Source organism: Embleya sp. NBC_00888, from assembly GCF_045207655.1.
In the GTDB taxonomy this organism is placed as follows: Bacteria; Actinomycetota; Actinomycetes; order Streptomycetales; family Streptomycetaceae; genus Embleya.
In genome coordinates, this window is record NZ_CP108784.1 from 1205520 (window position 1) to 1217273 (window position 11754).

General features: G+C 71.5%; 12 protein-coding genes. 6 read left to right on the top strand and 6 right to left on the bottom strand.

The window, feature by feature from the left end; all coding sequences use genetic code 11:
- Nucleotides 1-3: 3 nt before the first annotated feature.
- Entirely contained in the window at nucleotides 4-792 is a 789-nt protein-coding gene (locus OG948_RS04675; protein WP_406294056.1) for a TetR/AcrR family transcriptional regulator, read from the bottom strand.
- Nucleotides 793-861: 69 nt separating this feature from the next.
- Between OG948_RS04675 and OG948_RS04680 the strand changes: the two genes are divergently transcribed.
- Complete coding sequence (locus OG948_RS04680) at nucleotides 862-1311, top strand: PaaI family thioesterase (protein WP_406294057.1); 450 nt, start codon at nucleotides 862-864, stop codon at nucleotides 1309-1311.
- A gap of 55 nt (nucleotides 1312-1366) precedes the next feature.
- Here OG948_RS04680 and OG948_RS04685 read toward each other — a convergent pair whose 3' ends face one another.
- Nucleotides 1367-2287: a LysR family transcriptional regulator gene (locus OG948_RS04685; protein WP_406294058.1), complete on the bottom strand. Its 921-nt coding sequence runs from the start codon at nucleotides 2285-2287 to the stop codon at nucleotides 1367-1369.
- 88 nt (nucleotides 2288-2375) lie between these two features.
- Between OG948_RS04685 and OG948_RS04690 the strand changes: the two genes are divergently transcribed.
- Genes OG948_RS04690 through OG948_RS04700 form a run of 3 tightly spaced genes read left to right on the top strand, consistent with a single transcriptional unit; the run spans nucleotide 2376 to nucleotide 5850 of the window.
- Complete coding sequence (locus OG948_RS04690; protein ID WP_406294059.1) at nucleotides 2376-3089, top strand: succinate dehydrogenase cytochrome b subunit; 714 nt, start codon at nucleotides 2376-2378, stop codon at nucleotides 3087-3089.
- Nucleotides 3090-3094: 5 nt separating this feature from the next.
- Nucleotides 3095-5107, top strand: coding sequence for a fumarate reductase/succinate dehydrogenase flavoprotein subunit (locus tag OG948_RS04695; protein WP_406294061.1), 2013 nt, complete (start codon nucleotides 3095-3097; stop codon nucleotides 5105-5107).
- The gene (locus OG948_RS04700; RefSeq protein WP_395868427.1) at nucleotides 5104-5850 is read left to right on the top strand and encodes a succinate dehydrogenase/fumarate reductase iron-sulfur subunit; all 747 of its coding nucleotides are present in this window, start codon (nucleotides 5104-5106) and stop codon (nucleotides 5848-5850) included. Before OG948_RS04695 ends, OG948_RS04700 begins: the two co-directional genes overlap by 4 nt.
- Nucleotides 5851-6292: 442 nt before the next feature.
- Here the strand turns inward: OG948_RS04700 and OG948_RS04705 are convergent, their stop codons facing one another.
- On the bottom strand, nucleotides 6293-7069 hold the full coding sequence (locus OG948_RS04705) for a FadR/GntR family transcriptional regulator (RefSeq protein WP_406294063.1): 777 nt from the start codon (nucleotides 7067-7069) through the stop codon (nucleotides 6293-6295).
- Complete coding sequence (locus tag OG948_RS04710; protein ID WP_406294065.1) at nucleotides 7066-8001, bottom strand: aldo/keto reductase; 936 nt, start codon at nucleotides 7999-8001, stop codon at nucleotides 7066-7068. Before OG948_RS04710 ends, OG948_RS04705 begins: the two co-directional genes overlap by 4 nt.
- A 114-nt stretch (nucleotides 8002-8115) precedes the next feature.
- Between OG948_RS04710 and OG948_RS04715 the strand changes: the two genes are divergently transcribed.
- Nucleotides 8116-9315 carry a DegT/DnrJ/EryC1/StrS family aminotransferase gene (locus tag OG948_RS04715; RefSeq protein ID WP_395874228.1) on the top strand — a complete coding sequence of 400 codons (1200 nt, stop codon included), beginning with the start codon at nucleotides 8116-8118 and terminating at the stop codon, nucleotides 9313-9315.
- A 168-nt stretch (nucleotides 9316-9483) separates the two neighbouring features.
- Here OG948_RS04715 and OG948_RS04720 read toward each other — a convergent pair whose 3' ends face one another.
- On the bottom strand, nucleotides 9484-10062 hold the full coding sequence (locus OG948_RS04720; protein ID WP_406294067.1) for a YceI family protein: 579 nt from the start codon (nucleotides 10060-10062) through the stop codon (nucleotides 9484-9486).
- A gap of 177 nt (nucleotides 10063-10239) precedes the next feature.
- Between OG948_RS04720 and OG948_RS04725 the strand changes: the two genes are divergently transcribed.
- A complete protein-coding gene (locus tag OG948_RS04725; RefSeq protein ID WP_395874232.1) occupies nucleotides 10240-10674 on the top strand; it encodes a MarR family winged helix-turn-helix transcriptional regulator in 435 nt (144 codons plus the stop codon).
- Between the two features lie 223 nt (nucleotides 10675-10897).
- Here the strand turns inward: OG948_RS04725 and OG948_RS04730 are convergent, their stop codons facing one another.
- Nucleotides 10898-11644, bottom strand: coding sequence for an NDP-sugar synthase (locus OG948_RS04730; protein ID WP_395874234.1), 747 nt, complete (start codon nucleotides 11642-11644; stop codon nucleotides 10898-10900).
- Between the last annotated feature and the right edge of the window lie 110 nt (nucleotides 11645-11754).

Consider the following 11754-nt stretch of genomic DNA (forward strand, 5'->3'; position numbering starts at 1 on the left):
CCGCTACGGGAGCGGCCCGCCGCCCCGGGGGTCGCCGCGCATCGGCCCGGCGTCCCGGGCCGGGTCCGCGGGCGGTTCGGCCTGCTCCGGCCGCCGCAGCCGGTCGGCGAGCGCGTCGAATCCCGCCGCGAACGCGCTCGTGCTCGGCGCCGGCCCGGGGCCGCGCAGTCGGCCGGCGAGCGCGGAGCCCAACCCGGCCATCCGGGTCACCTCGTCGGCCATCGTCTCCACGTCGTCCGGCCACGGATAGTCGGGCCGCGCGAGGTAGAGCGCCACCAGGCCGTGCAGCGCCGCGAGCATCTGCAGGGTCAGTCGGGTCGGGTCGCCGACCAGGACACCGGCGTCCAGACACGGCTGGATCGCCTCGCCGACATAGGCCAGGCACGCGTCCGCCGCGGTCCACCCGCCCGCCGCGCCCGATCGCGGCCGCATCATCAACAGGCGGTACTGCACCGGGTGTTCGAGCCCGAAGCGGACGAACGCGGCACCGCGCCGACGCATCGACTGGTACGGATCCGCGATGCCGTCGCCCACCTCGCGCATCCGCCGCCCGAGGTCCTCCCACACCGCGAGGCACACCGCCTCGACCAGCGCCTCCTTGTCCGCGAAGTGCAGGTACACCGACGGCGTCGTCACACCCACCCGCGCGGCGACCGCGCGCAGCGTGAGCGCGGACTCGTCGCCGGCCTCGTCGAGCAGCGCGGTCGCCGCGCGCAGGATCTCGTCGCGCAGCAGCGCGCCGTCCCCGGGACGGGCACGGGTACGGGCGCGGGATCGGCTGGTGGGCGGCACACGTCCAGTTGACAGGCGCCGACTTGACGCTGTCAACTTGACAGCGTCAACTCAGGTGAGGGGTTCGGGATGAGCACTACGTCGTCGACCGCGGGACCGACCGGTCTGGAACAGCTCCAGGCCTTGCGGGACCACGGCATGCCCACGGGGATCGGCCCGTTCATCGGCATGGAGCCGGAAGAGGTCGAGGACGGCCGGATCGTGTTCGGCGCGTCCGCCCGGCCCGAGTTCGCCAACCCGATCGGCACCATGCACGGCGGCATCGCGGCCACGCTGCTGGACTCCGCGATGGCCTGCGCGGTGCACACCACCCTGCCGCCCGCGACCGGGTACACCTCGCTCGACATCTCGGTGCGCTACCTGCGCCCGGGCCCGCTCGACGGCAGCAAGCTGCGCGCCGAGGGCCGGGTGATCCACCGCGGTCGCACGATCCGCACCGCCGAGGCCGAACTCACCGACCACCGAGGCCGCCTGCTCGCCACCGCGACCACGACCTGCCTGCTCATGCCGCTGGGGTGACACCGCGAAGCCGGCGGTCGGGCGGTGCCTCGGGCGCCGGCCGACCGGCGGCGGATCACACCCCGTGCTCGCCGATGCGCTCGACGCCGGCCGGCAGGCGGTCGGGGGTCAGGAAGGCGCGCAGTTCCTCGCGGAAGGCGCGCGCGGCGTGGGTGAGCGCGGCGTCGCTGCGGTGGGCCAGGGCAATGGTGCGGGACAGGCCGGGCGGGGTGAGCGGCGTCGCGGTCAGGCCCGGTCGGCCGACCAGCACCATGCTCGGCACGATGGCCGGTCCCAGGCCCACCTCCACGAACCGCAACACCGCGTCCATCTCACCGCCCTCGATCGCGAACTCCGGCTCGAAACCCGCCTCGTGACACGCGGTCAGGGTCGACTCGCGCAGGTCGTAGCCGTCCCGGAACATCACCAGCCGCACCCCCCGCAGCGCCTCGATCGGCACGGTCGCGCCGGCCACCGGCGGCGTGCCCGCGAGCACCAGATCCTCGCGCAGCAGCGGCTCGGTGGTCAGCGCCGCGCCGACCCCCTGCGGCGGCACCACGATCAGCGCCAGGTCCAGGTCGCCGCGCAGCAGAGCGCGGACCAGGTCCCGCGAGCCGTTCTCGTCGACCAGCAGCCGGATGCCCGCGTAGCGGGCCTGGAAGCTGCGCAACACCTCGGCCAGCAGGCTGGCGGACAACGACGGGGTCGCGCCGATCCGGACCCGGCCCGAGCGCAGCCCGACCAGCTCGGCCACCTCCAGGTGCGCGACGTCCACGTCCGCCAGGATCCGCCGCGCGATCGGCAGCAGCCGCTCCCCCGCCGGGGTCAGCGCGATGTTGCCGCGTACACGGGTGAACAGTTCGGCGCCCAACTCGTGCTCCAGGGCCCGGATCTGCTTGGACAACGACGGCTGGGCGACGTGCGTACGCGCCGCCGCGCGGGTGAAGTGCCGGGTCTCGGCGACCGCGACGAAGTAGACGAGCTGCCGGAACTGCATGCCTTCAGCCTTGCATAGCCGACGGCTATCGAAACGAGGCATTTCCGATCTTGGACGGCATGACCTTGGTCCGCCTACCGTCGAACCCATGGCGACCCTGACCCGCGCGCCCGGTTCCGCCGGGCAGCGCAGGCAGGGAGCGTCGCACCGCTCGACCGTCATGATGAAAGTCGCGATGGCGCTCAGCGGTGCCGTGCTCCTTGCCTATCTGACCGTCCACATGTTGGGCAATCTGAAGATCTTCTTCGGCGAGTCGAGCTTCGACCACTACGCACACTGGCTGCGCACCATCGGCGAGCCGCTGGTCCCGCACGAGGGCACCCTGTGGATCATCCGGGTGGGCCTGACCGCGGCCGTGCTCGTGCACATGGCGATGGCGATCCTGCTCACCCGACGCGCGCGCCGGGCGCGGCCGGTCAAGTACGTGCACCGCCCGCCGGTCCAGGGCTCGTACGCCGCGCGCACGATGCGCTGGGGCGGTGTGATCATCGCCCTGTTCGTGGTCTACCACCTGCTCGACCTCACCGTCGGGGTGGCCAATCCGGTCGGCGCCTCGGGCAAGCCGTACACCAACGTCACCGCCGACTTCGAGCACTGGTACATCACCGCGATCTACACGGTCGCGGTCGTGGCGGTCGGCTTCCACCTGCGTCACGGCGTGTGGAGCATGACCCGCTCGCTCGGCCGGCAACGCCCGGGCACCGAGCGGCTGATGGGTCGGATCGCGACCGGATACGCCGTGTTCATGACGGTCGGATTCCTCTCCGTGCCGTTCGCCGTGACCGTCGGAATCGTGGGGTGAACGTGATGGACCGACACACCGAGGCAACCCGAGACACCGGACACCTCGCATCCGGCGAGGACACCGGGCAACCCGGGCACACCGAGTACGCGCACTACACCGTCGGCGCCGAGATCGCCGATCACGCGGCCCCGGACGGCGAACTGGCCGAGCGCTGGGAACAGCGCCGACTGGCCGCCGGGTTGATCAACCCGGCCAACCGGCGCCGACTCCCGGTCATCGTCGTCGGCACCGGCCTCGCGGGCGCCTCCGCCGCCGCCACGCTGGCCGAACTGGGCCACCCCGTCACCTCGTTCTGCTACCAGGACTCGCCGCGCCGCGCGCACAGCATCGCCGCGCAGGGCGGCATCAACGCCGCCAAGAACTACCGCGGCGACGGGGACAGCGTGGCCCGACTGTTCAAGGACACCATCAAGGGCGGCGACTTCCGCGCCCGCGAGTCCAACGTGCACCGACTGGCCGAGGTGAGCACCCGGATCATCGACCAGTGCGTCGCGCAGGGCGTGCCGTTCGCCCGCGACTACGGGGGCCTGCTCGACACCCGCTCGTTCGGTGGCGCGCAGGTCTCCCGGACGTTCTACGCGCGGGGCCAGACCGGCCAGCAGCTCCTGCTCGGCGCCTACCAGGCGATGTCGCGCCAGGTCGCGGCCGGCAACGTCACCGTGCACGCGCGCACCGAGATGCTCGACCTGGTCGTGGTGGACGGCCGGGCCCGCGGCGTGGTGGTACGCGACCTGGTCACCGGCGAGGTCACCACGCACCTGGCCGAGGCGGTCGTACTGGCCACCGGCGGCTACGGCAACGCCTACTTCCTGTCCACGAACGCGATGGGCTGCAACGCGAGCGCGGTCTGGCGCGCGCACCGGCGCGGCGCGCTGTTCGCCAACCCGTGCTTCACCCAGATCCACCCGACCTGCGTCCCGGTCTCCGGCGAGCACCAGTCCAAGCTCACCCTGATGAGCGAGTCGCTGCGCAACGACGGCCGGGTGTGGGTGCCCACCACCGGCGGGGACACCCGCGCGCCCGGCGACATCCCGGCGGCGGAGCGGGACTACTTCCTGGAGCGGATGTACCCGGCCTTCGGCAACCTGGTCCCGCGCGACATCGCCTCGCGCGCGGCCAAGCGGGTCTGCGACGAGGGACGCGGCGTGGGACCCGGCGGGCTCGGCGTCTACCTCGACTTCGCGGACGCGATCGAGCGGCTGGGCGCGCCGGCCGTCGAGGAGAAGTACGGCAACCTCTTCGCGATGTACGAGCGGATCACCGGCGAGGACCCGTACGCCGTGCCGATGCGGATCTACCCGGCGGTGCACTACACGATGGGCGGGCTGTGGGTCGACTACGACCTCCAGTCCACCGTCCCGGGCCTGTTCGTGATCGGCGAGGCGAACTTCTCCGACCACGGCGCGAACCGGCTGGGCGCCTCGGCACTCATGCAGGGTCTGGCCGACGGCTACTTCGTGCTGCCGACCACGCTCACCCACTATCTGGCGGCCGGGCCGTTCGGGCCGGTGGACGCGGACGATCCGGAGGTGGTGGCCACCGAACAGGGCGTCCAGGATCGGGTCAAGCGCCTGCTCGCGATCGACGGCGACCTGTCCGCCGACCACTTCCACCGCGAGCTGGGTCTGCTGATGTGGGAGAAGTGCGGCATGGAGCGCGACGCGGCCGGGCTGCGCGAGGCGCTGGCGCGGATCCCGCGGTTGCGCGAGCAGTTCTGGTCGCGGCTGCGCGTACCGGGCACCGGCGCGGGGCTGAACCAGTCGCTGGAGAAGGCCGGTCGGGTCGCCGATTTCCTCGAACTCGCCGAGCTGATGTGCCTGGACGCGCTGCACCGCGAGGAGTCCTGCGGCGGCCACTTCCGCGCCGAACACCAGAGCACGGGCGGCGAGGCCGCCCGGGACGACGAGGCGTTCGCCTACGTCGCCGCGTGGGAGTACACGGACGGCCCGCCCGTACTGCACCGCGAACGGCTCACCTTCGACAACGTCACCCTGGCCACGAGGAATTACGCATGAAGCTCACCCTGCGCATCTGGCGGCAGAAGGGCCCGGCGGATCGGGGCGGCATGGTCGCCTACGACGTGCCGGACGCGTCGGCCGACATGTCGTTCCTGGAACTGCTGGACGTGCTCAACGAGCGGCTCACCGAGCGCGGCGACGAGCCCGTCGCCTTCGACCACGACTGCCGCGAGGGCATCTGCGGCGCGTGCAGCCTGGTCATCGACGGGGTGCCGCACGGGCCGCAGAAGGCCACCACGACCTGCCAGCTCCACCTGCGGCACTTCCGCGACGGGCAGACCATCGACGTCGAGCCGTGGCGCGCCGCGGCCTTCCCGGTGGTCAAGGACCTGGTGGTGGATCGCTCCGGCCTGGACCGGATCATCGAGGCCGGCGGGTACGTCACCGCGCCCACCGGCTCGGCCCCCGAGGCGCACGCGACGCCGATCCCCAAGGCCGACGCGGACGCCGCGTTCGAGGCCGCGACCTGCATCGGCTGCGGCGCGTGCGTGGCGGCGTGTCCGAACGGGTCGGCGATGTTGTTCACCGCCGCTAAGGCCACCCACCTGGGTTTGCTGCCGCAGGGTGCGGTGGAGCAGGACACGCGCGTCGAGGCGATGATCCACGCTCACGACGACGCGGACTTCGGTGGTTGCACCAACACCGGCGAGTGCACCGCGGTGTGCCCGAAGGGCATTCCGCTGGGGGTCATCGGGCGGTTCAACGGGGACGTGCTCTCTGCCGCGTGGCGGGGGCGCTGAGGGGTGCTGTGCTCGTCGCCGCATGGCGCTGCACCTGGCCGCGTTGCGGCCGGTTGGCCTCAAACGCCGGCCGGGCTGGGACTTGAGGCCGGCCGCCCGGACGGGCTGCGGGTCCTTGGCCTCAAACGCCGGCCGGGCTGGGATTTGAGACCCGTCACCGGGACGGGCTGCGGGTCCTTGGCCCCAGACGCCGGCCGGGCTGAATGGGGCTTGGTCGCCCGGGCGGCTGTGGTCGGGCTCCACGGTCCAGCCCGCGGCCGGTTGGCCTCGAACGCCGGCCGGGCTGGGATTTGAGGCAGGCCGCCGGGACGGGCTGCGGGTCCTTGGCCCCAGGCGCCGGCCGGGCTGAATGGGGCTTGGTCGCGCGGGCGGGCTGCGGTTGGGCGGGGGTGGACGCCGGCCGGCCGGGGTGGGGGTGGCCGGGCGGCGTTCGAGGTTGGGGTCAGGGGGAGGTGATGGGGGCGCCTCCCCTGCCGCGCAAGGGGTAGTCCTGGGCGGCTTCGAGGTGGCGTACCGATTCGCGGTAGACCTCGGATTCGTCGCCGGCCTCGATCAGGGCGATCAGGCGCTCGTGGTCACGCAGGCCGGCGCGGCGGACGCGTTCGCCCGTGTCGGCCAAAGCCTCCTGGGCCCATTCGCGTTCCTGTTGCGCCCACAACACCTCGACCGCGCCGAGCAGGATCTTCATCGTCTCGTTGCCGCACAGCAGCACCAGGGCCTCGTGGAAGTCGCGACCGGCGCGGATGTAGGCCGGTCCGTCCTCGACCGCGCGCTCCATCCGCGCGTGCACCTCGCGCAACCACGGCAGCACCTCGGTGGCCCGGTCCGGGCGCGCCGCGCACAACGCCGCGCAGACCGGTTCCAGCCGGCGCAGCGCCTGCGCGAGGTCGTCCAGGCGGACCTGGCGCGCGTGCATGACCATGCCGAACATGTGCGCCGCGTCCGCCGGTTGCGGGACGTGCACCACCGCGCCGCCGGTGTTGCCGCGCTTGACCGTGATCAGGCCCTCGGTCTCCAGGATCCGGAACGCCTGGCGCAGCGTGGTGCGGCCGACGCCGAACTCGGCGATCAGGTCGTCCTGTTTGGGCAGCATGTCGCCGTCCCGCAGCGGACCGTCCAGGATCCGGCGGCGCAGCCGGCGGGCGAGTTCGTCCGCGATGCCGGCGTTGCGCAGGGATCGCTCGGTGCCGGATCGGACCGGCTGCGCCGCCGGGTTCACGCCGGTACCGCCGCGGCGAGTTCGGCGATCTCGGCGACCTGGATCGCGGTGAGGTCCACGATCGCGGCCGCGTTGGCCGCGACCTGCTCGGGACGGGTCGCGCCGACCAGTACCGACGCCACCTCGGGTTGCGCGGCCAACCAGGACAGCGCGAGGGCGAGCAGGGTCAGGCCCTGGCTCTCGGCATAGGCGGTGAGCCGCTCGACGATCGCGAAGTTGTCGTCGGTGGCCACGGCCTGCGCGAAGCGCGGGATGGCCGCGAACCGGCTGTCCTGCGGGAACTCCTCGCCGCGCCGGTACTTGCCGCTGAGCAGGCCGGACGCGAGCGGGAAGTACGGGATGACGCCGACACCGAAGTGTCGGGCCGCGGGCACCATGTCCCGCTCGACGGTGCGCTCCAGCAGGCTCCACTCGATCTGCGCGGCCACGAAGCGCGTGGAGCCGGCGAGGTGTGCGGCGTCGGCGAGTTGCCACGCGGCGAGGTTGGAGGTGCCCGCGTAGCGCACCTTGCCCGCCCGGACCAGGTCGTCGAGCGCGCTGAGCGTCTCCTCGATCGGGGTCTCCGGGTCGGCGTAGTGCTGGTAGTACAGGTCGATGTGGTCGGTGCCCAGGCGCCGAAGGCTGTTCTCGCAGCTCCGCACGATGTGCCGGCGCGAGGACCCGCGGCCGTACGGGCCCTCGGCCACCTTCGCGCCGAACTTGGTGGCCACGACCACGTCCTCGCGGCGGCTCCCGAGTGCCTTGCCGAGCAGCACCTCGGATTTCCCGCCGCCGTACATGTCGGCGGTGTCGAACAGGGTCACCCCGGCGTCGAGCGCGGCGCCGACCACCTTGTCGGCACCGTCCTGGTCGATCCGCATCCCGAAGTTGTTGCAGCCGAGGCCGATCGCGGAGACCTTCAGACCCGACTTGCCCACGGTGGTGTAGCGCACGCTCAGCTCCCGTCGTCTTGTTCACCCATCATAGCCATGATAGCCATGACACATCGTCAGCTGACGCCTCGTCAGCCGTGCTGCGATCCGACACCACCACGAGGGTAGGCACTCATGCGCAAGATCCCGTACGCCGGCAGCGTGCACGACCAGAGCGAGATCGACGCGATGCTGGCGGTGCTGAACGGGCCGCCCTCGGCGATGGGCATCGGACGCAACGTCGCGGAACTGGAGACGCGCGTCGCCGAACTGTTCGGCAAGCGCAACGGCCTGATGTGCAACTCGGGTTCCTCCGCGCTGTATCTCGCGATCGAACTGCTGCGGCTGTCCCCCGGAGACGAGATCATCACCTCCACGCTGACCTTCTCCACGGACATCGCACCGATGGTCAAGGCCGGTCTGGTGCCCGTGCTCGCCGATGTCGAGCCGGACACCTACCAGATCGACCCGACCCGGATCGAGGCCCTGATCGGCCCGCGCACCAGGGCGATCCTGACCCCCAACCTCGCGGGCAACGCGCCGGACTGGGACGTGATCCGGGCAATCGCGGACCGGCACGGCCTCAAGGTGATCGAGGACTCCTGCGACGCGCTCGGGGCGACCCTGCGCGGGACGCCGACGGGCACCCGCGCGGACATCTCGGTGACCAGCTTCGCGATGTCGCACATCATCACCTGCGCGGGCAACGGCGGCATGGTGCTCACCGACGACGAGGACCTGCGCGACCGCGGTCTGATGTTGCGGCGCTGGGGCCGACGCAGCGAGCTGCAGCTCTTCGGCTCCAAGCGGGGCAACCGCGACTTCTTCGAGGAGATCGACGGCGTGTTGTACGACAACCTGTTCATCTTCGACGAGATCGGCTGGAACTTCGAGCCCTCGGAGCTGGGCGCCGCCTTCGGGCTGGCCCAACTCGCCAAGCTGCCCCGGTTCCTGGCCACCCGCCGGGAGCACTTCGCCGCGCATCACGCGTACTTCGACGCGCGCGCGGAGTTCACCGCACCGCGCCAGACCGAGGGCCTGGAGACGGGGTGGCTCAACTTCCCCATCCTGCTGAACGAGGGGCTGCCGTTCACGCGCGGCGAGATGCAGGCGTGGCTGGAGGAGCGCGGGGTGTCCACGCGGACCGTGTGGTCGGGCAACATCCTGCGCCAGCCCGGCTTCAAGGACATCGCGCACCGCGCCGACCCGGGCGGCTACCCCAATGCCGACCGGGTGATGGAGCACGCGCTGATCGTACCGATGAACCACCGCATGGACGCCGAGGACGTGGCCTACATCCACGAGCAGGTGGACGCCTTTCTGGCGACGCGCTGAGCACGACGGGCCGACCGCCTCCGCGCTCGCGCCCGTCGCACCGGAGGGGCCGCACACCGAAGAGCCCGCGCATCGGAAACGGGCAGCGCACCGAGAAAAGGGCATGCCGAAGGGGCCGGGCGCGTCACGCCCGGCCCTTCGCTCTCGCCCACGAACCGTCGGCGCCGATCAGCCGTCCTGGCGGATGGCCTCGCCCTCGATCTCGATCCTGACCTTCTTCGAGACCAGCACGCCGCCGCTCTCCAGCGCCTGGTTCCAGGTCATCCCGTAGTCCTCGCGGTTGATCTCGGTGGTCGCGGTGAACGCGAGCACCTCCTGCCCCCACGGGCTGGTCGCGAGGCCCTCCAGCTCGACCGCGAGCTCGACCTCGCGGGCGATGCCCTTGATGCTCAGTTCGCCGGCCAGGGTGAACCCGTTGCCGCCGTGGCCGCTCAGGCGCAGCGTACGGAAGGTCATCTGCGGATACTTCTCCACCTCCATGAAGTCCGCACTGGCCAGGTGGGCGTCGCGGTCCGGCTGACCGGTGGTCATGCTCGCGGTGGAGATCGTCGCCTCGACGGTGGAGTCCATCGGCTCCTCGGCGACGGTGATCGCACCGGTGAAGTCGGTGAACTGGCCACGCACCTTGCTCACCATCAAGTGCCGCGCCGTGAACCCGACGCGAGTGTGGGCCACATCGAGCGCGTAGGTGCCGGCCGTCGGGATCGTGAGCCCTTCCCAGTCGCGGCGGGGGGTGGTGGCGGTCATGTCGCACTCCTCGGGAGAGATGTCGTTGCCTTGCGGATATCGACCTCAGCAATATCTTGCTCGTAGATATTCCGCATGTCAACTACTTGCTATGATAGGGACATGCACACTCCCCCGAGAGCCGCATCCCCCGCCCCATCGACTACCACTCCCTTCGACGATCCACGCATCACCGCCATGGGACTGCTCGTGGAGGTCTACACCGGCCTGATGGACCGGCTCAGCCCGCAGTTGGCCGAGCACGGCCTGTCCACGGTGGACTTCAACGTGCTGGTCCGGTTGTCCCGCTCGGCCGAGCAACGCCTGCGGATGAGCGATCTCGCGGCGCAGACGTCGCTGTCCACCTCCGGGGTGACCCGCGTGGTGGACCGCCTGGAGAAGGAAGGGCTGGTCGCCCGAGAGAACTGCCCCACCGACCGCCGCGCGCTGTTCGCGGTGCTCACCCGCGACGGCGCGGACCGGATAGGCGGTGTCCTGCCCGGCCACGTCGACCTGCTCCAGACCTGGCTGATCGACCCGCTGACCGACGGTCAGCTCGCCGGGCTGCTGGACGGTCTGCGGGTGGTGCGCGACACCGCCAACCCCGGTGCCCGCGCGGGCATCTCGTCCTGACCGCGGCCACCGACAGCGAGTAGCCCGTCCGCTCGAACCCGTGGCCGCGGGGGTCACGGGAAGCGCGCGCAAGACCCCGAACGACTCGCCCATCGACGAAGGAAGCCGGCACCACCCGGGAGAACGATCCGCCCCCAGCCGCCGAGCGGCTGGGGGCGGATTCGTTGCGACCCGTTCGGCGACCGGGGACGGTGTGCCGCCGCGCGCCGAGGCGAAACCTCGCTCAGCCGTCCGCGCGCAGCTCCCGGGCCGCCTCGGACAGGTCCTTGGCGGTGTCGATCGCCCGCCAGTAGGCACCCTGCGGGATCGGGAAGCCGGCCAGCCGCTGGGCCCGGGCGAGCCCGGGGAAGGTGGTGCGCTCGTGGTCGCCGACGTCCGGCAGCAGCGCGGTGAACTCGGGCGCGAACACGTACACGCCGGCGTTGATCAGGTACGGCGAGGGCGGCGCCTCGATGAAGTCCAGGACATGGCCGTACTTGTCGGTCTCCACCACCCCCCAGGGAATCCGGGGTCGGGCCAGCGCGAGCGTGGCCAGCGCGGTGCGCTCGTGGTGGAAGGCGGCCATCTCGGTGAGCGAGAACCGGGTCCAGATGTCGCCGTTGGTGGCGTACCAGGGCTCGTCCGGACGCGGCAGCGCGGCGGCGGCGAACTTCAACCCGCCGCCCCGGCCCAGCGGTTCGGTCTCCACCACGGTCTCCACGCGCACCGGGAGATCGGCACTCTTGAGCCAGTCCTGGAGCACCTCGGCGAGGTGCCCGCAGGAGACCACGACGTCGCGCACGCCCTCCGCGGCCAGCCAGCGCAGTTGGTGTCCGATGATCGGGGTGCCGGTGCCGGGGATCTCCACCATCGGCTTGGGTCGATCGTCGGTATAGGGGCGCAGCCGTGAACCCTGCCCGCCGGCGAGGATCACGGCCTGCGTGACCGCGCGAGCCCCCGAGTGGGTGGTCGAATGTGGTGCGGAAGTCATGGGCGCATTATCGCGCCCTCGAATCCCCCTCGACTTCCAAGGGAGGTACCACTCGTTCGGGAACGCGCTGGGCCCTAGGTTCATCTCATGGACGACTGCACTTCGAACAC